The sequence below is a fragment of the Stenotrophomonas beteli genome, from assembly GCF_001431665.1.
Classification (GTDB): domain Bacteria; phylum Pseudomonadota; class Gammaproteobacteria; order Xanthomonadales; family Xanthomonadaceae; genus Stenotrophomonas; species Stenotrophomonas beteli.
Genome location: NZ_LLXV01000077.1, coordinates 102,683 through 124,895 on the forward strand (window position 1 = coordinate 102,683; position 22,213 = coordinate 124,895).

20 protein-coding genes are annotated in these 22,213 nt (G+C 68.0%); 12 read left to right on the forward strand and 8 right to left on the reverse strand.

Annotated features, from left to right (window positions below):
* Positions 1-57: 57 nt before the first annotated feature.
* From dusB to ARC23_RS18280, 3 genes are all read right to left on the reverse strand, one after another.
* Positions 58-1,053, reverse strand: coding sequence for a tRNA dihydrouridine synthase DusB (dusB, locus tag ARC23_RS18270; protein WP_057498508.1), 996 nt, complete (start codon positions 1,051-1,053; stop codon positions 58-60).
* Positions 1,054-1,200: 147 nt separating this feature from the next.
* On the reverse strand, positions 1,201-1,632 hold the full coding sequence (locus ARC23_RS18275) for a hypothetical protein (protein ID WP_057498509.1): 432 nt from the start codon (positions 1,630-1,632) through the stop codon (positions 1,201-1,203).
* A gap of 109 nt (positions 1,633-1,741) precedes the next feature.
* Positions 1,742-2,659 carry a LysR family transcriptional regulator gene (locus tag ARC23_RS18280; RefSeq protein WP_005408112.1) on the reverse strand — a complete coding sequence of 306 codons (918 nt, stop codon included), beginning with the start codon at positions 2,657-2,659 and terminating at the stop codon, positions 1,742-1,744.
* A 92-nt stretch (positions 2,660-2,751) separates the two neighbouring features.
* Here ARC23_RS18280 and ARC23_RS18285 point away from each other — a divergent pair, with 92 nt between their 5' ends.
* Complete coding sequence (locus ARC23_RS18285) at positions 2,752-3,972, forward strand: MFS transporter (RefSeq protein WP_057498510.1); 1,221 nt, start codon at positions 2,752-2,754, stop codon at positions 3,970-3,972.
* Positions 3,973-4,036: 64 nt separating this feature from the next.
* Here the strand turns inward: ARC23_RS18285 and ARC23_RS18290 are convergent, their stop codons facing one another.
* Together ARC23_RS18290 and ARC23_RS18295 are read right to left on the reverse strand one after the other, a co-directional pair.
* Positions 4,037-5,002: a ribokinase gene (locus ARC23_RS18290; RefSeq protein ID WP_057498511.1), complete on the reverse strand. Its 966-nt coding sequence runs from the start codon at positions 5,000-5,002 to the stop codon at positions 4,037-4,039.
* A 25-nt stretch (positions 5,003-5,027) separates the two neighbouring features.
* Positions 5,028-6,326, reverse strand: a complete 1,299-nt coding sequence (locus tag ARC23_RS18295; protein WP_057498512.1) for a NupC/NupG family nucleoside CNT transporter — start codon at positions 6,324-6,326, stop codon at positions 5,028-5,030.
* 193 nt (positions 6,327-6,519) lie between these two features.
* Between ARC23_RS18295 and ARC23_RS18300 the strand changes: the two genes are divergently transcribed.
* The 5 genes from ARC23_RS18300 (at position 6,520) to ARC23_RS18320 (ending at position 11,819) form a co-directional block, all read left to right on the forward strand.
* Entirely contained in the window at positions 6,520-7,491 is a 972-nt protein-coding gene (locus ARC23_RS18300; RefSeq protein ID WP_057498513.1) for an aldo/keto reductase, read from the forward strand.
* 184 nt (positions 7,492-7,675) lie between these two features.
* A complete protein-coding gene (hemP, locus tag ARC23_RS18305; protein WP_005412278.1) occupies positions 7,676-7,870 on the forward strand; it encodes a hemin uptake protein HemP in 195 nt (64 codons plus the stop codon).
* Positions 7,871-8,023: 153 nt separating this feature from the next.
* Positions 8,024-10,216 (forward strand): TonB-dependent hemoglobin/transferrin/lactoferrin family receptor, encoded by a 2,193-nt coding sequence (locus tag ARC23_RS18310; protein WP_057498514.1) that lies wholly within the window; start codon positions 8,024-8,026, stop codon positions 10,214-10,216.
* Between the two features lie 4 nt (positions 10,217-10,220).
* Positions 10,221-10,820 (forward strand): hypothetical protein, encoded by a 600-nt coding sequence (locus ARC23_RS18315; RefSeq protein ID WP_057498515.1) that lies wholly within the window; start codon positions 10,221-10,223, stop codon positions 10,818-10,820.
* Between the two features lie 72 nt (positions 10,821-10,892).
* Complete coding sequence (locus tag ARC23_RS18320; protein WP_057498516.1) at positions 10,893-11,819, forward strand: DUF6607 family protein; 927 nt, start codon at positions 10,893-10,895, stop codon at positions 11,817-11,819.
* An 80-nt stretch (positions 11,820-11,899) separates the two neighbouring features.
* On the opposite strand, the gene ARC23_RS18325 is transcribed toward ARC23_RS18320, so the two are convergent.
* Together ARC23_RS18325 and ARC23_RS18330 are read right to left on the reverse strand one after the other, a co-directional pair.
* Positions 11,900-14,416, reverse strand: coding sequence for an ABC transporter permease (locus tag ARC23_RS18325; protein WP_057498517.1), 2,517 nt, complete (start codon positions 14,414-14,416; stop codon positions 11,900-11,902).
* Complete coding sequence (locus ARC23_RS18330) at positions 14,413-15,060, reverse strand: ABC transporter ATP-binding protein (protein ID WP_057498518.1); 648 nt, start codon at positions 15,058-15,060, stop codon at positions 14,413-14,415. Before ARC23_RS18330 ends, ARC23_RS18325 begins: the two co-directional genes overlap by 4 nt.
* Before the next feature lie 75 nt (positions 15,061-15,135).
* On the opposite strand from ARC23_RS18330, the gene ARC23_RS18335 reads away from it, so the two are divergent.
* The 3 genes from ARC23_RS18335 to ARC23_RS18345 all read left to right on the forward strand — a co-directional run bounded on the left by ARC23_RS18335 (position 15,136) and on the right by ARC23_RS18345 (position 18,008).
* Positions 15,136-15,780 carry an arylesterase gene (locus ARC23_RS18335; RefSeq protein ID WP_057498519.1) on the forward strand — a complete coding sequence of 215 codons (645 nt, stop codon included), beginning with the start codon at positions 15,136-15,138 and terminating at the stop codon, positions 15,778-15,780.
* Between the two features lie 87 nt (positions 15,781-15,867).
* Entirely contained in the window at positions 15,868-16,581 is a 714-nt protein-coding gene (locus tag ARC23_RS18340) for a response regulator transcription factor (protein WP_002811889.1), read from the forward strand.
* A gap of 155 nt (positions 16,582-16,736) precedes the next feature.
* Complete coding sequence (locus ARC23_RS18345; RefSeq protein WP_057498520.1) at positions 16,737-18,008, forward strand: sensor histidine kinase; 1,272 nt, start codon at positions 16,737-16,739, stop codon at positions 18,006-18,008.
* Positions 18,009-18,109: 101 nt separating this feature from the next.
* Here the strand turns inward: ARC23_RS18345 and ARC23_RS18350 are convergent, their stop codons facing one another.
* Positions 18,110-18,811: an SGNH/GDSL hydrolase family protein gene (locus ARC23_RS18350; RefSeq protein WP_057498521.1), complete on the reverse strand. Its 702-nt coding sequence runs from the start codon at positions 18,809-18,811 to the stop codon at positions 18,110-18,112.
* A gap of 211 nt (positions 18,812-19,022) precedes the next feature.
* On the opposite strand from ARC23_RS18350, the gene ARC23_RS18355 reads away from it, so the two are divergent.
* The 3 genes from ARC23_RS18355 to ARC23_RS18365 all read left to right on the forward strand — a co-directional run bounded on the left by ARC23_RS18355 (position 19,023) and on the right by ARC23_RS18365 (position 21,571).
* A complete protein-coding gene (locus ARC23_RS18355) occupies positions 19,023-19,418 on the forward strand; it encodes a diacylglycerol kinase (RefSeq protein WP_057498528.1) in 396 nt (131 codons plus the stop codon).
* A gap of 33 nt (positions 19,419-19,451) precedes the next feature.
* Positions 19,452-20,201 (forward strand): TerC family protein, encoded by a 750-nt coding sequence (locus ARC23_RS18360; RefSeq protein WP_004144462.1) that lies wholly within the window; start codon positions 19,452-19,454, stop codon positions 20,199-20,201.
* 209 nt (positions 20,202-20,410) lie between these two features.
* Positions 20,411-21,571, forward strand: coding sequence for an MFS transporter (locus tag ARC23_RS18365; protein ID WP_057498522.1), 1,161 nt, complete (start codon positions 20,411-20,413; stop codon positions 21,569-21,571).
* The last annotated feature ends 642 nt before the right edge of the window (positions 21,572-22,213 follow it).

Genomic DNA, 22,213 nt, shown 5'->3' on the forward strand with positions numbered 1-22,213 from the left:
GGCGGGCTCTTGTAGCGTCGAGCTGGCTCGACTGTTCGGAAACGCGGGGCTGGCGGCTCAGGCCGCCGAAGACAGCGCCGGTTCCCCGGCGATCAGGCGGTTGAAGTACTCGGTGGTCAGCGCGATCTGGCTCTGCGGGTCTTCGGCACGGTTGACCACCGCGCGGAACGCGGCGTTCTCCGGACGATCCTTGGCGTACCAGCCCAGGTGCTTGCGCGCGATGCGCACGCCCTGCGGTTCACCATAGAAGGCATGCAGCGCGTGCAGGTGGCCGAGCAGGATGTCGCGCACTTCGCCCAGCGACGGCGGCGGCAGTTCCTCGCCGGTGGCCAGGTAGTGCGCCACTTCGCGGAAGATCCACGGCCGGCCCTGCGCGGAGCGGCCGATCATCACTGCATCCACCCCGGTCTGCTGCAGCACGTGGGCGGCCTTCTGCGGTGAATCGATGTCGCCATTGGCGATGACCGGAATGCGCAGCGCAGCCTTGATCTCGCCGATGGTGGCGTACTCGGCCTGGCCGGTGTAATGCTGGTCGCGGGTGCGGCCATGCACGGCCAGCGCGGCGATGCCGCTGTCTTCGGCAATGCGGGCAATGACCGGGCCATTGCGGTGGTCGCAGTCCCAGCCGGTACGGATCTTCAGGGTGACCGGCACGTCCACCGCGTTGACCACCGCCTCCAGAATGCGCGCCACCAGGTGCTCGTCGCGCATCAGCGCCGAGCCCGCCCAGGCGTTGCACACCTTCTTGGCCGGACAGCCCATGTTGATGTCGATGATCTGCGCGCCGTGGTCGACGTTATAGCGTGCGGCCTCGGCCAGCTGCTGCGGCTCGGTGCCGGCGATCTGCACACTGATCGGTGCGGGCTCGCCGTCATGGTCCATGCGGTGGATCGACTTGCGCGTGTTCCAGAAGCGCGGGTCGCTGATGGTCATTTCCGACGCGGCCAGGCCCGCGCCCAGCCGTTTGCACAGCAGGCGGAAGGGCTTGTCGGTGACGCCGGCCATGGGCGCCAGCACGACGTTCGGGGCAATGGTGTACGGGCCAATCTGCATGCGCCCATTGTAGGGCGTGGGCGGAGGCCGGGCGGCGTCGGCGGGGCCTGGATTCAGGCCGATCCGCACCGACCTCATGCCGTACCGGCATCAGCAGATGCTTGACGGTTGCTTCCACCGTCCCCACGCGCGGGCGATGGTGGGCGGCTAGCCCAGGCTTTCCCAGGCCTGGCCGGTGCCGATGGCGAAGGCCAGGCCCAGGCCCAGGCAGACCAGTGAACTGGCCATCCAGAAGCCCCGGCCGTTGTAGCCGGGGCGGAGCAGCGCCAGCACCAAGCCCATCGCGGCACGCAGCAACAGCAGCGCGGCGATGCCAGGCAGCACCAGGCGGCTGGCCGGCAGCGGCGAGTGCCAGCCGGCGGCGGCCAGTGCGTACAGGGTCCAGGCCACCAGCACAGCGGTGATGCCGGCCGTCATCAGCGGCGGCCACCAATGCCCGGCCTGTGCCAGCCGGACCATGCGCTGGCCGGCACCGAAGTACCTGTACCACGCGGCGCCGAAGGCGATGCAGCCGATATGCAGCAAGGCTGCGATGGCACTACCGGCGGCGGCAACCAGCAACCAGGGGAATCCGTCCATGTCCTGCCCACGCTGAAACGCTGCGCGGATGGTGGGTGAGGGGCGGGATGCGGGCAATGCGACCGGCAGTCGCAGCTGTTCGATGCGACCGCCGCCGATGGCGCTTCGCTCAGCGCGGCGGATCGATCTGCAACCCGGCGCCGAGACGGTCCAGGGCCACGTCCACGCGTGGTAGCCGTTGCCGGCCCTGCGGCCACAGCAGGCGCAGCGGCAGGCCGCGGCAGTCCAGTGACGGCAGGATCGAGACCAGGCTGCCGCGCGCCAGCGCGTCATCGACCAGCCAGGTGGCCAGCTGCGCGATGCCGAAGCCGGCCTCGACCGCCGCCACCTGGGCCTCGGCGCTGCCAACCACCAGGCGCGCGCGGGCCTGCAGCGGTGTACTGCGCTGCCTGCCATCGGCCACCTGCCACGGCCCGATGCTGCCGTCCGCGCGTCCGAACAGCACACCGTCATGCCCGGCCAGCTCTGCGGCCGAGCGGGGCTGGCCATGCCGAAGCAGGTAGGCCGGGGAGGCGCAGAAGCGCAGGCATTCGTAACCGAGCAGGCGGCTGCCCAGCGTGGCGGGCAGCGGCTCGGGACCGCCGATGCGCACGGCGAGGTCGACGCCGTCCTCGGCGAGGTCGCTGAAGCGGTCGCTGAAGGTCACCTGCGGATGCAACTGTGGAAACTCTGCGGCCAGCTGCAGCAGCAACGGCCAGACTTTGAGGCGCCCGAAGGTGGCCGGCGCATCCACCCGCAGGCGGCCCACGGGCGCGTCTGCGTGCGAGACCAGCACCGACTCGGCATCGGCCAGCTCGCCCAGCACCCGCACGCAGGTGCGGTAGAAGCCCTCACCGGCCTCGGTCAGGCGAAGGCGGCGCGTGCTGCGCTCGAACAACCGCGCGCCCAGGCGTGCCTCCAGCCGTGCGATGGTCTTGCCCACCGCCGAACTGGTCAGGTGCAGGCGTTCGGCGGCGGCAGTGAAGCTGCCGGCATCGGCGGTGGCGACGAAGGCCTCGATGCCGCGCAGGCGCTCGGTGGGAAGCATGGGGAATTTCTGTCCGGAATCGATGGAAAACATAGCAGCAATCGGAATCCGGGGAGGAAATAGGCTGGCGGCCCCTGTTCTGATGCCCGCCCATGTCCTCCCTCGATTCCGCCGCGGCCGCTGTCCGCGCAAACGGCCGCGCACGCCTTTCGGTTGTCCTGCTGGCGGTGTCCGCCTTCGTCATCGTCACCACCGAGTTCCTGATCGTCGGCCTGTTGACGGCGCTGGCGCGCGACCTTGGCCTGGGCATCGCCCGCGCCGGGCAGCTGGTTACCTTGTTCGCGTTCACCGTGATGCTGGCCGGGCCACCGTTGACCGCGCTGCTGTCACACGTCGGCCGGCGCCGCCTGTTCGTGGCCATCCTGCTGTTGTTCGCGGGTTCCAACGCGCTGGCCGCGATGGCCACGCAGCCGTGGCTGCTGGCGCTGGCGCGGGTGCTGCCGGCACTGGCCCTGCCGGTGTTCTGGGGCATCGCCAGTGAGACTGCTGCGCAGCTGGCCCCTGCAGGGCAGGGCGGTCGTGCGGTCGCGCGGGTCTACCTGGGTATCACCGCCGCAATGCTGTTCGGTATCCCACTGGGTACGTTGGCCGCCGACGCCCTCGGTTGGCGCGGCAGCTTCTGGCTGTTGGCGGCCCTGTCGCTGTTGATGGCCGGCGCGCTGGCGTTGTGGATGCCGGACACCGTGGCCGGACCGCGGCGCGCGCTGGGCGAACAGGCACGAGTGCTGCGCCAGCCGCAGTTGCTGGGCGATGTGCTGCTGTCGGTGCTGGTGTTCACCGCGATGTTTGCTGCCTATATCTACCTGGCCGATGTGCTGGAGCGGCTGATGCAGGTACCGGCGGCACAGGTGGGCTGGTGGCTGATGGGCTTCGGGGCTGTCGGGTTGATCGGCAATGCACTGGGTGGGCGCTGGGTCGATCGTGCGCCGCTGGGCGCGACCCTGGTGTTCTGCGCGGTGCTGGCGCTGGGTATGCTGGCCAGTGTCGGCCTGGCCGGCCACGGCACGTTCGTGCTGATCGCACTGGCCCTGTGGGGTGTGGCGCATACCGCATTGTTCCCGCTGTGCCAGGTGCGGGTGATGCGTGCGGCGCCGCAGGCGCAGGCGCTGGCGGGAACCTTGAATGTGTCCGCGGCCAACGCCGGCATCGGCCTGGGCGCGCTGCTGGGAGGTGGCGCCATCGAACGCTTCGGGCTTGCCTCGCTGGGCGTGGTGGCCGCTGCCGTGGCGCTGCTGGCAATCGTCGCGGGCCTGCTGCTGCGGCGGCTTGCCCGGTCTCGTTCATCCACGCATGGCGTGGATCTGCCTCATTGAAGGGCAAACAGAAAAGCCCGGGTGTCTGCACACCCGGGCTTCTTCATCCACGCGTGGCGTGGATCTACTTTGCTTCGGCGTCGGTCGGGGTGAAGCGCGGCATCGCCGCAGCGGCGCCTTCCTTCTCGGTCGAACGGCCGGCGAACTGGTTGGCGAAGCGCACGTGGCGGGCGAACGGGGCATCAGCCACCTGCGCCAGCGACGCGGCCAGCGCACCGTTGAAGGCGTCACCGGCACCGGTGGTGTCGATCGCCTGTACCTGTTCTGCACCCACGCGGTAGTACGGCTGGGTATCGCCGCGCAGGTTCTCCTCGGCATGCGAAACGAACACGCCCACCGAGCCCAGGGTCACCACCACCGTACCGTTGCCGACCAGCTTGCGGCACAGCGCGTGCAGGCTGGCACCGTCCAGCGCGGCGACATCGTTGGCATCCACGCGCTCACCGACATGGCGGCCGAGCAGGGCGGCGAACTCGGTCTCGTTCGGGGTGATCACATCGGCCAGCTTGAGCAGACCGATGGTCGAGGGCGCGTCGGCCGGCGCGGTGTTGAGCACGGTGGTGACGCCGGCTTCGCGGGCCGTGGCCAGTGCGGCTTCGATGGTCGGCACCGGCGATTCCAGCTGCACCAGCACCACCTTGGCGCTGGTCAGCATGGCCTGCTGCTGTTGCAGGAAATCGGTGCCCAGCGCGGCGTTGGCGCCCGGGCCGATCACGATGGTGTTGCGGCCGCGGGCATCGACGTAGATGCCTGCGGTGCCGGTCGGCTCACTGCTGGCTTCGGCAATCAGCCCGAAACCATCGTGCGCAGCCAGTTCGCGTGCCGTGGCGCCACCGGCGTCATCGCCCAGCGCGCACACGAAGTGGGTGTCGGCACCGGCACGGCAGGCGGCCACGGCCTGGTTGAAGCCCTTGCCACCGGGGCCGGTGCTGTAACGGCCGGCAATGGTCGCACCCGGTGCCGGCAGCGACTCGCACCGCCACACGTGATCGACATTGAAGGAACCGACGACAACGACACTGCTGCTCATAGGGAATCTTTTCTCAACCAGGGGTTCAACTGAAGTGCGTCAGCACGCCGGCGATGGTCGCCGTCATGAAGGTGGCAATGGTACCGCCCAGCACCGCGCGCAGGCCGAACTTGGCCAGGTCGTGGCGACGTTCCGGGGCCAGGCCGCCGATGCCGCCGATCTGGATCGCGATCGAGCTGAAGTTGGCAAAGCCGCACAGTGCATAAGTGGCGATCAGGCGACCTTCGGCGGACAGGCTCACGCCGGGGATCTGGCCGTTCACGATCTGCGACAGCTCGGTGTAGGCGACGAACTCGTTGATCACGACCTTCTGGCCGATCAGCGAACCGACGGTGGTGGCATCAGCCCACGGGGTGCCGATCACCCAGGCGATCGGGGCCAGTACGTAGCCGAAGATGGTCGACAGGTTGGTCGGCTTGCCGATGGCAGCGGCCAGGCCGGTCACATCGCCGAACCAGGTCAGCGGGGCATTCAGCAGCGCGATCAGGGCGATGAAGGCCAGCAGCATCGCGCCGATGTTCAGCGCCAGCTTCAGGCCGTCACCGGCGCCGGCCGCGGCCGCATCGATGATGTTGCTGGAGGTCTTCTCCACTTCCATCTTCACCGTACCGCGGGTCAGCGGGGTGCCGGTTTCCGGAATCAGCAGCTTGGCCACGACCAGGGTGGCCGGTGCGGCCATGATGCTCGCCGCCAGCAGGTGCTTGGCATAGAAGGCCTGCTGCGCCGGGTCGCCACCGCCGAGCATGCCCACGTAGGCCGCCAGCACGCCGCCGGCGATGTGGGCCATGCCGCCGATCATCATGGTCAGCAGCTCGGACTGGGTCATCCTGGCGATGTACGGGCGCACGGTCAGCGGCGCCTCGGTCTGGCCGATGAAGACGCTGGCGCAGACGCTGGTGGTTTCCGCGCCGGACACGCGCATCACCTTGGTGATCGACCACGCCATCACGCGCACGATCGCCTGCATGACGTTGAGGTGGTACATCACCCCCATCAGCGCCGAGAAGAAGATGATGGTCGGCAGCACCTGGAAGGCGAAGATGAAGCCGTAGTTCTTGGTGTCCATCAACGAGCCGAAGATGAAGCCCGAGCCCTCGTTGACGAAGCTGAGAATCTTGACGAAGCCCTTGCCCAGCGCGTCGAACACGTCGCGCCCGCCCGGCACCAGGATCACCAGCGCCGCGAACGCGATCTGCAGGGTGATTCCGGTGGCAACCAGCTTCCAGTCAACCGCACGCTTGTTGTTGGAAAACAACCAGGTGATGCCGATCAGCACCGCCAACCCGAACAGGCCGAAGCCGATCCTGCCCAAACCTTCGACCATGTGAGTGACTCCCCTGGGGCGTCGCGAAAAACGGGAAGCCTAGTGCAGGGCAGGGGCCGGGGCAAGGAAAAGCAGCGTGTGCGCACCCATCGGTACCGATCAGGCCAGCAACGGCAAGGGCTTGCGCCCAGCGGCGGCAGGTAGAATGGGGCTCGATCCCGGCCCGGATGCGGGCCCGCAGCAGGAGATTTGCATGCACTACCGTCGCCTGGGCTCCACCGGCCTGCCGATTTCCGCCCTGTCCTTCGGCGCCTGGGTGACCTTCGGTGACCAGATCCCGCGCGACGAGGCCCGCAACCTGGTGGCCGCCGCCTGGGACCACGGCGTCAACTTCTTCGACAACGCCGAGGGCTATGCCAACGGCCGCGCCGAACAGGTGATGGGCGATGTGATCGCCGACCTGCGCCTGCCGCGCGACGGCATCTGTGTCTCCAGCAAGGTGTTCTTCGGCAGTGCCCAGGACCCGCGGCCGACCCAGCGCGGGCTGTCGCGCAAGCATGTGACCGATGCCTGCCACGCCGCACTCAAGCGCCTGCGGGTGGACTACCTGGACCTCTATTACTGCCACCGCCCGGATCCAGACGCCCCGATCGCCGAGACCGTGCATGCCATGGACACCCTGGTACGGCAGGGCAAGATCCTCTACTGGGGCACCTCGGAATGGTCGGCCACGCAGATCGAGCAGGCGCTGGACATCGCGCAGGCGCGCAACCTGCAGGGCCCGTCGATGGAGCAGCCGCAGTACAACCTGCTGCACCGCGAGCGGGTCGAGGTCGAGTACGCGCCGCTGTACGCCCGCGCTGGCCTGGGCACCACCATCTTCTCGCCGCTGGCCTCGGGCCTGCTGACCGGCAAGTACGACCAGGGCATTCCTGCCGACGCGCGGCTGGGCCGGGAAGGCATGGAATGGCTGCAGGCCCTGGTGCTGGGTGCCGACGCCGAGGCCCGGCTGGGCCAGGTGCGGCGCTTCAGCGAGGTGGCACGCGCGCTGGGCCACGCCCCGGCCACGCTGGCCATCGCCTGGTGCCTGCGCAACCCGAACGTCTCCAGCGTGATCCTCGGCGCCAGCCGGGTGGAGCAGCTGCTGCAGAACCTGCAGGCACTGGACGTGCTGGAGCAGGTGGATGCGGCCGGCTGGGCCGAGATCGAAGCCGCCTTCGGCTGACAGCCCTTTGTAGCGTCGAGCCATGCTCGACTCTACAGAGGCGCCGCGGCCTTCTTGAATTGATGTGATCTATCGAATTTTCGAATTCGATCATTAATCTCATCAATGAAATTGAGAATGGTTGTTGATTGTCAACTGAGAATCATTATCATTTGACTCGTCCCTCGCACGAGTCCAGATGCTCATGAATGCTCAACCTGTACTGCTGCGCCCCGAAACGCTGACCCTCCGCGATCGTCCAGTCCGTGTCGTTCCGCCGGAAGAGGTCATCGACAGCGAAGCCCTGCTCAAGGGCCGTCGTGAAATCCTGATCCAGCACGGCGACCGCTTCTACCGCCTGCGGCACACCAGCAACGACAAGCTGATCCTGACCAAGTAATCGCGGTCTGGTCGTCCGCCTCCCTCCCTCCTGCCGGCAGCGCCGGCAGGGTGGGCGACCCGTCCGCGCCCGCTCTCTCCCCCTCGGTCTACCGCGTGCACCTTCCGGGTGTGCCGGTGACCGGGGGTTCCCCTGCCTGACCGACCGAACCCGATGACCCGCCCTACCGCCCTCTGCCTTGCCGTCTGGATCGCGCTGCCGCTGTCCGCCCACGCCGCTAACGCTGCCAGCGCCGCCCCCGAGGCGCGCGAATTCGACCGCGTGCAGGTCACCGCCACGCGCACCGAGCGCGCCGTCAGCGACGTTGCCGCTACCGTCGATGTGATCGACCGCGAGCAGATGGATCGCCACCTGGTGCAGGACATCAAGGATCTGCTGCGCTACGAGCCGGGCCTGTCGGTCAGCCGCAGCGCCGTGCGCTTCGGCCTGGGCAGCATCCGTATCCGCGGCCTGGACGGCAACCGCGTGCGCGTGCAGACCGATGGCATCGCCATGCCCACCAGCTTCAACATCGGCTCGTTCTCCAACGCCAACCGCAACTTCACCGACCTGGACACGCTCAAGCGCGTGGAGATCGTGCGCGGCCCGGCCAGCTCGCTGTACGGTTCCGACGCGCTCGGGGGTGTGGTCGCCTTCGTCACCAAGGATCCGGCCGATTACCTGAAGGACGGCAAGGACAGCTACGTCGGGCTGAAGTTCGGCTATGACGGTGAGTGGAAGGGCCTGCTCGGCGGCGTGACCAGCGCGTTCGGTGGTGAGCACTGGAGCGGCATGGTCAACATCAACCATCGCCAGGGCCAGGAAACCGGCAACAAGGGCGATGTGCGCAGCCTGGACAACACCCGTACCGCCGCCAATCCGCAGGACCGCGACGGTCGCAGCGGGCTGGCCAAGCTGGTCTACGCACCGAGCCAGGACCAGCGCTTCCGCCTGACCGTGGAAGGCAACGAAGACAACACCGATACCAACGTGCTGTCCTCGATCGACCGCACCACCACCACCGGCATGAAGGCGCGCGACACGCAGAACCGTACCCGCGTGTCGTTCGCCCATGAAATGGATGCGCTGGACAAGGGCTTCGCCGACAGCCTGCACTGGCAGCTGTATACCCAGCACAGCGAAACCACCCAGATCACCGACGAGGACCGTGCCAACCGCAGCCGTCGCCACCGCGAGTTCAATTTCGACCAGCGCGTCTATGGCCTGCAGGCACAGTTCAACAAGGCCCTCAGCACCGGCAGCGTCGAGCACGCGCTGACCTATGGCTTCGAGGGCGCACGCACCGAGATCCGCCAGAAGCGCGATGGCTTCCAGGTGCTGGCCAATGGCCAGACCAGCACCACCCTCCTGCCCGACGTCTTCCCGGTACGCGATTTCCCGATCAGCAAGACCACCGAGCTGGGCCTGTATGCGCAGGATGAAATGCGCATGGCCAACGGCAAGCTGTCGCTGGTGCCGGGCGTGCGCGTGGACCGCTACGAACTGAAGCCGGAGGTGGACAGCATCTTCGCCGAAGACAACCCCGGCGTGGCGGTGGCCACGCTGACCAAGACCAGCGTCTCGCCGAAGTTCGGCCTGGTCTACCGCTTCACCGACGAATGGTCGCTGTTCGCCGGCTACGCGCACGGCTTCCGCTCGCCGCCGTACAACGACGTCAACCTCGGCTTCACCAACTTCGCCTTCGGCTACACCGCCATTCCCAATCCGGACCTGAAGCCGGAAACCAGCGATGGCATGGAGCTGGGCCTGCGCTTCCTGTCGCCGGCCGCCTACGTCAGCGTCAGTGGCTACTACAACGAGTACAAGGACTTCATCGAGTCGCAGTCGCTGGTGGGTACCAACGCACAGGGCCTGATGGTGTTCCAGTCGCGCAACATCGCCGACGCACGCATCTACGGCGCCGAACTGAAGGCCGGCGTCGACTTCGGGCAGCTCAGCCCGGTGCTGCAGGGTTGGGCGCTGCGCAGTTCGGTGGCCTGGTCGCGTGGCGACAACAAGACCGAAGGCACGCCGCTGGATTCGGTCGACCCGCTGCGCGGCACCGTCGGCCTGATGTACGACACCGACAGCTGGGGCGTCGAACTGGCCGGTACCTTCGTCAAGCGCAAGGACCGTGTCACCGCGGCCACGGTCTACCGCCCGGCCGGCTACGGTGTGGCCGACCTGATGGCGCACTGGAACTTCGCCCCGGGCGCCACCTTCAACGTTGGCGTCTTCAACCTCGGCGACAAGCGCTACATCGACTGGTCCAACGTGGGTTCGACGCTGTCGCCGAGCAGCCGCGTGCTGGACCGCTATACCAGCCCGGGCCGCACCCTGTCGGCCAGCCTTGCCGTGTCCTGGTGACCTCATGAGCCGAGCCTTGTCCGCACGCAGGAACGACGCCATCGCCGCGCAGGGCAGCGCGGCCTGGCCGACGCCGGCACAGCTGGCCACGCTCGGCACCGTGTTGTGCCTGTACCGCGCCGACGGCAACGAGCTCGGTGGCTGGCGCCAGGCAATACGCGTGCATGCCTGCCAGGGCGTGGACAGCGAGGGCGTGCGCGAAAGCCTGTGTTTCCTCGATGCCCGCGGACGCTGCGTGTGGCGGCTGTACCTGCTGCCCGACAGCGATTTCCTGGCCTGGGACCGGCTGGTCGCGGCGCTGCCGCCGGGCCCGGAGCATGACAGCGATGGCAGTGTCGGCGAACGCCTGTGGCGACGCCTGGCCGGCCATCTCGGTGGCCAGCGCTGGCGACTGTGTGCGCTGCGCCTGCATGCCGCCGACGATGGCCGCACCCTCGCTGCAAGCCTCTCGACGTTGTCCTCGCTGGGCGCAGCCACGGCGCGCCGCATCGCGCGCATGGAAGGCGCCGAAGGCGAACTGGTGATCGATGACTGCTGCTGCGCCGATGCCGCGCGGCGACCGGCGGCCCGCATCTCCGGCGAGCTGCCGCTGATCCGCCTGTGATCCTTTGCTGATGGAACGCCTGTCGGCCACGGACGGCCTCTCACTACACCTGCAACCCCGAAGGAAGACCCGATGAAGTTCCAGACAGCCAGCGCCCTGCTTGTGCTTGCCGCCAGCGGCGTCGCCAGTGCGCAGCCCTCCGATATCGCCCGCGACCACGACAGCATCCTGGCCATGCAGGGTGAGTACACCGTGGACTTCGCGTTCGACGAGACCGTGCTGCTGAAGCCGGGCTACGAGCGCGCCCCGGCGATGCGCAGCGGCGGCAACGAACTGGTGATCGTGGTCGAGGACACGCCGAAGCGCATCGTGCTGCAGCACCTGCTGCTGGACGAGAAGAGCGGCCACATCACCAAGCACTGGCGCCAGGACTGGGTCTACGAAGCACCGAACCGTTTCGAGTTCAGCGCCGACCAGACCTGGCAGGTACGCCGCATTCCCGCAGCGGTGAACCAGGGCGCCTGGACCCAGTGCGTGTACGAAGTGAGCGACGCACCGCGCTACTGCGGCACCGGTAAATGGACGTACACCAACAACGTGCCGAGCTGGACCAGCGACCTGAGCTGGCGGCCGTTGCCGCGTCGTGAGTACACCCAGCGCAGCGACTACAACGCGCTGGCCGTGGTCAACCGCCACACGCTCACGCCCAATGGCTGGACCCACGAGCAGTTCAACACCAAGGTGCAGCGCAACGCCGACGGCAGCCAGGTGGAGATCGCACGCGAGTTCGGCTTCAACGACTACGTGAAGACCACCGAGGTCGACTTCACCCCGGCGCGCAACTACTGGAAGGCTACTGCCGGTTACTGGGCCAAGGTGCGCCAGCGCTGGGACGGTTTCCTGAACCAGGCCCCGGGCGTGCACCTGAAGACCAGGATCGACGGCATGGCGATGATCATTCCGCTGTTCACCCAGGCCGAAGCGATCCAGTCCGGCAAGAAGGTGAAGGACGCGCAGATCGACGAAGTGTTCGCCAAGTACGTGGAGAAGGCCCGGTAGCGTCCAGCCAAGCTCGATGCCTTCGCTTCGCTTTGGTAGGTGCCGAGCTTGCTCGGCACGCTTTCGGGTGGGATGCCGGGTCAGGCCTCGCGCAGCGCCAACGCGGGCGGCGTATGCAGGATCGCCCGCGTACCCCACCAGCCCGCCAGGAGGCTCAACCCGATGCCGACCCCGCCGCCGATCAGCAGGCCCGGCCACGGTGGCAGCAAGGGCAGCTCGAACACCTTCTGCGAGACCGCCACGCCGATGGCAGCGGCCGCACCCACCGCAAGAAGCGCGGCCAGCGTGCCCAGTGCGCCGAACTCCACCAGCACCGCACCCCGCAGCTGGCGCCGGGTCGCGCCCAGCGTGCGCAGCACCGCGCTGTCGTAGCGGCGCTCGCCGGCCGTGGCCTGCAGCGCGGCCAGCAGCACCAGCACGCCGGCCAGCAGGCTGAACACCATCACCAGCTGCACCGCCTGCGCCACACGCTCCATCACATCGCGCACCTGCGAGATCACCGCGTCCACATCCAGCAGCGACAGGTTCGGCTGCGCGCGTACCAGTTCGCCCAGCCCGGCCGCCTTGCCGGCCGGCAGATGGAACGCTGACAGCAGGTTGTGCGGAGTGTCGCCCACCGCATTCGGGTTCAGCAGCACGAAGAAGTTCGGCCGGAAGGTGTTCCAGTCGGCCTTGCGCACACTGGTCACGGTGAACTCGCGCTCCTGCTCGCCCACTGCAATGGTGATCCGGTCGCCCGGGTACACGCCGTAGCGCTTGGCCCAGCCGATTTCCACTGATGCTTCCGGCGCCGTGCTGTCGGCTTTCCAGAACGTGCCGTTGACCAGCGTGTTGGCTGGCGGGAAGCTGCTGCGCCAGCTGAAGTTCAACGGCCGGTTTTCATCATCGTCATCGCGCTGGGCTTCGCCTGAGGCCTGCTGCCCGCTCTGTTCCGACGAGCGGTCCACGCGCAGCGGCGGCTTGCCGTTGATCGCGAGCAGGCGACCGGTGGCCATCGGCTCGATGCTGGCGTCGCCGGCGCCCAGTCCGCGCAGTGCGGCCAGCACGCTGTCGCATTGCTCGGGCTGGATGTTGATCAGGAAGTAGTTCGGCGTATCCGCAGGCAGGCGTTCGCGCCACTGCTGCAGCAGGCCGGGGCCGGTCACCGCCAGCAGCAACAACGCGCACAGCGACAGCGACAGCCCGACGAGTTGCATCACCGCCAGCAGCCGGCGCCGGGTCAGCGCGGCCAGGCCCAGCCGCCAGTTGCCGTGCAGGCGGTGCTGCAGGCCGCGCAGCAGCTGCAGCAGCACGAAACCGACCACGCCGGCGGCCAGCGCCAGCGCGGCCAGGCCGCCCAGCACCCACAGCGCCAGTTTCAGATCGCCGGTGACCTGCACCGCCAGCAGCAGGCTGGCCGCCAGCGCCGCCACATAGGCCAGCAACGACGCCGGCGGCAGGGCGGCGAAGGAACGGTTGAGCACCCGCATCGGCGGCACCCCCCGCAGGCGCAGCAATGGCGGCAGGCCAAAGCCGAACAGCAGCAACAACCCGATACCGGCGCCGGTCAGTGCGGGCATCGCTTCCGGCAGCGGCAGGCGCTGCGGCACCAGGCTGCCCAGTACCTGCACCAGGCCTTCCTGCGCGGCCATGCCCAGGCCGATGCCGAGCGCGCAGGCCGGCACCGCCAGCATCAGCAGCTGCAGCGCCAGGCCCAGCAGGATGTCGCGCTGGCGCGCGCCCAGGCAGCGCAGGATCGCCACCTGGTCGATGCGGCGCAGGGCAAAACGGTTGGCCGCCAGCGCGGTCGCCACGCCGGCCAGCAGTACCGCCAGCAGCGCGCTCAGGCCGAGGAAGCGGCCGGCCAGGTCGAAGGCCTGGCGTACGCCGCGCTGGGTATCATCCACGCTCAGCAGGCGCAGACCTTTGACTTGCGGCAGCAGCCACTGGCGCAGCGCGGCAACCTGATCGGCCGGTCCGGCGAACATCAGCCGGTAGTTGATGCGGCTGCCGGGGCCAAGCAGCCCGGTGCCCTCCACATCAGCGCGGTTGACCAGCAGGGTGGGCGAGAGCGTCAGCAGGTCGCCGCCGGTGTCCGGCTCGGCCTCGATGATGCCGGCGATGCGCAGCGTGCCGGTGCCGAATTCAAAGTTGTCTCCGGCCTTCAGCCCCAGCCCCTGCAACAGGCGCGGGTCGGCATAGGCCTGGCCTTTGGGCGGCATGCCGGCATCGGTGATCAGCGCACCGCCGGGCGTGGCCCGCACCCGCAGCGTGCCGCGCAACGGATAACCCGCCTGTACCGCCTTGATGCTGGCCATCTGGCTGGCATCGCCGTTGAACAGCACGCTGCCGAAGCTGGCGATGCGGGTATGCGCCAGGCCACGCCGTTGCGCCTCGTCGGCGAATGCCTGCGGCGGATCATCGCGCCCGGCGATGCCGAGGTCGCCGCCGAGCATTTCGGCCGCGCTGCCGGTCAGCGCCAGGTTGACCCGGTTCACCAGTGTGCCGACCGCGGTCATCACCGCCACGCCCAGCACCAGCGCGGCGAACACGGTCAGCAGGTCGCCGGCCAGGGCCTCGCGGCGCAGCGCGCGCCACGCATGGCGCAGCAGGTTCATGCCTGCGCCCCGCGTTCGACCGGCAGCAGCCGGCCGTCATCGATGCGATGGATGTACTGGCAGCGCTGGGCCAGGCGCAGGTCATGGGTGACCAGCACCAGCGTAGTGCCGCTGCCGGCATTGAGTTCGAACAGCAGGTCGCTGATGTGCTGGCCGGTGGCATGGTCGAGCGAGCCGGTCGGCTCGTCGGCGAACAGGATGCGCGGGCGGGTGACGAAGGCACGTGCCAGCGCCACGCGCTGCTGCTCGCCGCCGGACAGCTGGCGCGGGTAGTGGCGGGCACGGTGGGACAGGCCGACCTGCGCCAGCACCTCATCGACGCGCGCGCGGTCCTCGCGGCCGGCCAGTTCCAACGGCAGCGCGACATTCTCGGCGGCAGTCAGCGCCGGCAGCAGGTGGAAGCTCTGGAATACGAATCCAACGGTGCGCGCGCGCAGCTGCGCCCGTGCTTCTTCATCGAGGCTGCCCAGATCCTGCCCGGCCATCGCGATGCGGCCACGGCTGGGCAGGTCCAGTCCGGCCAGCAGGCCGAGCAGGGTGGTCTTGCCGGAACCTGAAGCGCCGACGATGGCCACGCTGGTGCCTTCATGGACGGTCAGGGTGATGTTGTCCAGTATGTGGACTTCACCCTCCGGGCCCTGCACGGACTTGCCGACCTGGTCGACGGCGATGGCGACGGACGCGCTGCGGGGGGACAGGCTGTCGATGAGGAGACTCCAATGCGCAAGACGGGATGGAGCCGGCGAGCCGGCGCGATGATGGTGCTGCTGCTAGCGTTGCTGCTGTTGCCCGGGCTGGCCTGTGCCAAAGGTCCGGCCGGCACGGTGCTGGTGCTCGGCGACAGCCTCAGTGCCGCCCACAATATCCCCGCCGATGCCGGTTGGGTCAGCCTGCTGGACAAGCGGGTCAGGCAGCAGTCGAAAACACCGCCGCGCATCGTCAACGCCAGCATGAGCGGGGAGACCACCGCCGGCGCGCTGACCCGCCTGCCGGGCCTGCTGGCGAAGGAACAACCGACCGTGGTGGTGATCGCGCTGGGCGGCAATGACGCGCTGCGCGGGCTGACCCCGGCGCAGGTACAGGGCAACCTGGAGAAAATGGTGCTGGCCAGCCAGAAGGCCGGCGCCAGGGTGCTGCTGCTGGGCATCGATGTACCGCCCAACTACGGGCCGGCCTATCGCCAGCGCCTTGCGGCGGCCTACAAGGCGCTGGCCACGCAGTACAAGGTGCCGCTGCTGCCGTTCCTGCTGGAAGGCGTGGCGCTGCAGCCGGGCATGATGCAGGCCGACGGCCTGCACCCTACGGCGCAGGCGCAGCCGAGGGTGCTGGACAATGTCTGGCCGCTGCTCAGGCCGCTGCTCTGAACCGTTTGTGTACCTCTTGACGGAACTTCACATCGCGTCCACCGTCGATCCGGCATGTTTCACAAAGCTGAAGTTAGAGGGAATCACATGCGTCAGACGAAGGAGACCTCCGGCTTGGTGCTGGTGGTCGAAGACAACCGCAACATCTCCGAGATGATCGGGGAATACCTGGAAGGTCGCGGCTTCGAAGTCGACTATGCACAGGACGGCCTGGATGGCTACCGCCTTGCGGCGGAAAACAGCTATGACGTCGTGGTGCTCGACTTGATGTTGCCGCGCCTGGATGGCATCGAAGTGTGCCGTCGCCTGCGCAACGACGCGCGCAAGTCCACCCCGGTGCTGATGCTCACCGCACGCGACACGCTGGACGACAAGCTCACCGGCCTCGGTTTCGGTGCCGATGACTACCTGACCAAGCCGTTCGCGATCCAGGAGCTGGAAGCCCGCCTGCGCGCGCTGATCCGCCGTGAACGTCGCCAGGTCGGTTCGGAAGTGCTCAAGGTCGCCGACCTGGTGCTCGATCCGGTCAGCATGCGGGCTACCCGTGCCGGTACCGAGCTGCAGCTTTCACCGATCGGCCTGCGCCTGCTGACCATCCTGATGCGCGAATCGCCGCGCGTGGTCACCCGCCAGGAAATCGAACGCGAGATCTGGGGCAATGGCCTGCCCGATTCGGACACCCTGCGCAGCCATCTGTACAACCTGCGCAAGATCATCGACAAGCCGTTCGACCGTCCGCTGCTGCACACCGTGCAGAGTGCCGGTTACCGCATTGCCGACATTGCCCAGCCGATGGCCTGAGCGGAGCCCGCGCCGGTGCAGTAGCAGGCACGGCCGGGCGCCCGCCCAGCAGGATCAGGCGGATGAGCCGCCGGCGGCGCCGGCGGTCATCTGCCGTGCACGACTAAGGCGCGGTGCGCTGCCTATAATCGCAGCGCTCTGACCGGGACCCCGTAATGCCGCACGGCCTGCCGCGCAAGATCCGTATCGCTTTCATCCTGCAGGCAGTGCTGGCCAGCCTGGGCATCCTGCTGGGTGCCTGGCTGGTATCGCTGGTGATCAAGCACAGCCTGGTCGGTGCTGCCCTGCGCGAGGAGGCGGCGTATTACTGGACGCTGCACGACGCCTCGCCGGTGCAGCCACCGCCGAACACCCAGAACATCCGCGGCTACCTGCTGGAAAGCGGGCAGTCGGCGCTGTCCCTGCCGGCCAACCTGCGCAATCTGGAACCGGGTTTCCACGAACTGCCCAAGGACGACCAGCTGGTGCTGGTCGATGTACGCCCGGCCGGCCGCCTGTACCTGGTGTTCCTGCGCTCGCGCGCGGAAATGCTGGCGTTCTGGTTCGGCATCGTGCCGGTACTGCTGACCCTGTTGGCGGTGTATGGCGCCAGCTGGGTGACCTATCGTGCGTCCAAGCGCCTGGTATCGCCGGTGAACTGGCTGGCACGGCGCGTCTCGCGCTGGGATCCGGGGCATCCGGAGGCGGCCGACCTGGAACCGAACAAGCTGCCGGCGGACATGCAGGGTGAGACCCGGCAGCTGGCCGCTGCGCTGCATTCGCTGGCCAACCGGGTCAGCGCGCACGTCGCGCGCGAGCGCAATTTCACCCGTGACGCCAGCCATGAGCTGCGCACGCCGCTGACCGTCATCCGCGTGGCCAGCGACATGGCCCTGGGCGATGAAACCCTGCAGCCGCGCCTGCGTCGCAGCCTGCAGCGCATCCAGCGTGCCGGCCGTGACATGGAGGCGGTGATCGATGCGTTCCTGATCCTGGCCCGCGAGGCCGACGTCGAGCCGCAGATCGAACTGTTCGATGTCAACGACATCGTCCGCTATGAAGTGGACAACGCCAACGAACTGCTGGGGTCGCGCCCGGTCGCGGTGCACCTGCACAGCGATGGCCCGGTGCAGCTGCACGCACCGCCACGGGTGCTGCAGGTGGTGGTCAGCAACCTGGTGCGCAACGCCTGCAGCTACACCGACGAAGGGCGCATCGATGTGCACGTGCTCAACGATCGCGTGGTGGTGCGCGACAGCGGCATCGGCATGTCCGCCGAGGCGCTGTCGCGGGCGTTCGAGCCGTTCTACCGCGCCGAGCCGAGCCGCCCGCAGGGCACCGGCCTGGGCCTGTCGATCGTGCGCCGGCTGTGCGACCGCTTCGGCTGGACGGTCAGCCTGGCCAGTGAACCGGGGCAGGGCACCGAAGCCACGGTGATCTTCCGCTGACGCGGCGACCTGCCGGGGTCGGATCCCGTTGCTGCGCAACGGGCTCTGACCCCAACCCGCTGAAATGTCGGTAGCTCCACGCCATGCGTGGATGGGGTTGCTCAGTTGCAGTTGACCTTCGGCGCCAGCGCTCGGGTCCAGATCGCATAGCCGGCCGGGGTCATGTGCAGCATGTCTTCGCGGAACAGCGTTGCATCCGGCTGGCCGTCGGCACCGAGCATCGGCGTGTAGATGTCGGTGTAGCCGGTATTGGGCAGCCTGGCCAGCGCGGCCTTGATCAGCGTGTTGGCCTCGTTGATCGCTGGCAGCAGGTGCGCGCGCGACGGGCTCGGCTTGATCGACAGGTATTCCACCGTGGTCTTTGGCAGGTCGCGGTGCACGCGCTGCACGAAGGCGACCACGTCGTCGCGCACCTGGGTCGCACTGCGGCCGCTGTTGAGGTCGTTGTCACCGGCATAGAAGAACACCTTGCAGGGTGCATACGGCACTACGATGCGGTCGGCGTACCAGGTGCTGTCGCGCACTTCCGAACCGCCAAAGCCACGATTGAACACCGGCTGGCCGGGGAAGTCGGTGGCCAGGCTCTCCCAGTAGCGGATGGAGGAACTGCCGATGAACTCGATGCCGCCGCGCGGCGGTGGGTTGGCCTGGTCGGCGCGGGCGAAACGGGCCATGTCGTCGGCCCAGGCCACGTTGGAGACCTGTTCGGGCACACGCGGTGCGGAGGGCGGGCTCAGGGCCTGCGCCAGCGGTGCGGCGCTCAGCAGGCCCAACATCAGCAGGCAGATAGGGCGGCGGGTCATCAGGGGCTCCAGCAGGCAGGGACATCCATCTTAGAAGGGCGCGGCGATGCGGTGCTTGCCTCTGGCAGGCCATTCGCCGGGGCGAGCCGGGGTATGGCGGCTGGCCTTGTGGCAAAATGGCGGCCATCTGCCTATTCCTGTGCACCCATGATTCCCTGCCGTGCGTCTGAGCGGTCGCTGCGCCGCGCCCCTGTTGCTGGATGCTTCGCCCGTGGCTGACCACTTCGGCCACCTGCCCCGGGGCCCGCGTCGCATCTTCCAGGCCGCCCGCTGGTCCTGGCAGGGCCTGCGCGCCGCCTGGCTGCATGAGTCTTCGTTCCGGCTGGAAGTCTACCTGCTGGTGCTGCTGACCCCGCTTGCGGTGTGGCTGGGCCAGACCCCGGTGGAGCGCGCGCTGCTGATTGGCTCGATGCTGCTGGTGCTGGCGATGGAGCTGGCCAACTCGGCCATCGAAGCGGTGATCGAACGCTACGGCAGCGAGATCCACGAACTGGCCGGCCGCGCCAAGGACATGGGCTCGGCGGCGGTGTTCGTGCTGATGATGAACGTGCTGCTGTGCTGGGCCCTGGTCGTGGTTCCGCACGCACTGGCCGGCACCTACGGCTGAAACCCCATTCCCCCACTGCCTTGAAGAGATTCCATGTCCTTTGAGTTCCTCGCCGACCCCAACGCCTGGGTGACCCTGTTCACCCTCAGCGCGCTGGAAATCGTGCTCGGCATCGACAACCTGGTGTTCATTTCCATCGCGGTCAGCAAGCTGCCCGAAGAGCGCCGTCCGTTCGCACGCAAGCTCGGCATCGCCGTGGCCTGCATTACCCGCATCGCGCTGCTGGTGTCGCTGGCCTACCTGGCACACATGTCGGCCAACCTGTTCACCGTGGCCGGCATGGGCATCTCCATCCGCGACCTGGTGCTGATCGTCGGTGGCCTGTTCCTGATCATCAAGGGCTACATGGAGATCAAGGAACTGATCACCGGTGGCGAAGACGAGAACCCGGCCACCAGCAAGGCGTCGGGCGTGTTCGGCATGGTCATCCTGCAGATCGCGATCATCGACATCGTGTTCTCGCTGGATTCGGTGATCACCGCCGTCGGCATCGCAGACCACATTCCGGTGATGGTCGCCGCCATCCTGCTGTCGGTGCTGGTGATGCTGCTGGCCGCCAACCCGCTGGGCCGCTTCATCGACGCCAACCCGACGGTGAAGATGCTGGCGCTGGCCTTCATCCTGCTGATCGGCGCGGTACTGATCCTCGACGGCCTGGACGTGCACGTGCCCAAGCCCTACATCTACGCCGCGATGGGCTTCTCGGTGCTGGTGGAGTGGCTGAACCTGCTGATGCGCCGCCGCGCGCGCGATCACCACGTGCCGGGTGCCGGCGACTGGTAAGCGCATGATCCCGAACCCCCGGCCAACGCCGGGGGTTCCTGGTTATGGGGCCTGGCTCTGCAACCACACTGCGGCTCTTGCACCTGCGGCGGGGTTCCGGCCGCCACTTGTGAACCCGGATCAACAGTGTTTTCCCGGGGCGAGGCTTAATCGCCTGTGGCAAAGCGCGCAGGCTAGGCACCTGCCCGTTTCCGCCCCAGGAACCCCCCATGAACTCCAGAGCCGCCCTGCTGGCCCTCGCCGTCGGTGCCTTCGCCATCGGCACCACTGAATTCGCCCCGATGGGCCTGCTGCCGGTCATCGCCGACGGGGTGCGGGTCTCCATCCCCACCGCCGGCATGCTGATCACCGCCTATGCCGTGGGCGTGATGCTGGGCGCACCGGTGATGACCCTGCTGATGGGCCGGTTCGGCAAGCGCACCGCGCTGATGCTGCTGATGTCGATCTTCGTGGTCGGCAACCTGCTGTCCGCGCTGGCCCCGAACTACGGACTGCTGCTGCTGTCGCGGCTGGTCACCAGCCTCAACCATGGTGCCTTCTTCGGTATTGGTGCGGTGGTCGCCGCCAGCCTGGTGCCAAAGGAAAAGCAGGCTGCGGCCGTGGCCACCATGTTCATGGGCCTGACCATCGCCAACATCGGCGGCGTGCCGCTGGCGACCTGGGTGGGCCAGCAGCTGGGTTGGCGCCTGTCCTTCGCCGGTACCGCGGTGCTGGGCCTGGTTGCGATCACTGCGTTGGGTCTGGCGCTGCCGGCGTCCGCACCGGGGCCGCGCCCGGACGTGCGCCGCGAACTGAAGGCGATCCTGCAGCCGCAGGTGCTGCTGGCGATGGCCACCACCGTGCTGGGCGCGGGCGCGATGTTCACGCTGTACACCTACGTCGCACCGGTGCTGACCGAGCTGACCGGTGCGTCCAATGCCTTCATTGCCATGTCGCTGGCGCTGATCGGCATCGGTTTCACCTTCGGCAATGGCATCGGTGGGCGCATGGCCGACTGGTCGCTGGATGGCGCCACCCGCATCCTGCTGGCGGTCCTCGCCGTGCTGATGTGCGTGCTGCCGCTGGCCTTCATGAGCCACGCCACCGCGGCGCTCGGCGTACTGCTGTTCGGTGCGGCGACCTTCGCGATCGTGCCGCCGCTGCAGATCCGGGTCATGCAGGCCGCCAGCGAGGCACCGGGGCTGGCCTCGTCGATCAACGTGGGTGCGTTCAACCTGGGCAATGCGGTGGGTGCCGCGCTGGGTGGTGCGGTGATCAGCTCGGGCCTGGGCTATGCCGCGATTCCGGTGGCCGGTGGCCTGCTGGCGGCATCGGGCCTGCTGCTGGCATGGCTGGGGCGTCCGCGCACTGCGGTGGCTGAGGCCTGCTGAGTGATGTGGGGTTCCGGCAGGGCTTGCAGCCCTGCACCCGCTGCAATCAACGTCAACGTCAAAAGCTGGCTATCCGTGGGATGGCGGGGTGGGTCCGGTGGCGGGGGACGCCGTAAACCCATCCCTGGGGGCTTGGCCGCGGCATCCATGCCGCGGACACCCCCGCCACCGGACCCACCCCGCCTTCGACAGATTTCCGCGATCTGCGGTAAATCCACGCCATGCGTGGACGCTCCCCCGGTAGTGCCGGCCGCTGGCCGGCAACCAGGGAACATCAGAAGTCAGGCATTGAAGAGCGCAGCGACCGGCTTTTGCTTTTGATTTCTTGTTCTGTCTTTCGTGGCTGGCCGCGCAGGAACCTGTCCGTGGCCGGGCGGGTGGGCTGCGCAGGGGCGTGAGCCGCATGGATGCGGCGACCGAGCTTACATGGACGCATTTACGGCCACCCCCGCTACTGTACCCACCCCGCGCTCCCGCAGAATACCGGCGGTTGCTGTTGCTCTGGCCTCTGCGGGTGCAGGGCGCCGCCCTGCCGAACTAAACTACCCGCCGTTGTCCCAGCAGGCTTGCCCATGTTCGATACATCGCCCCAGCTCGATTGCGCCGACCGCATCCAGCGCCTTGACCGTGCCCGGGTCATGG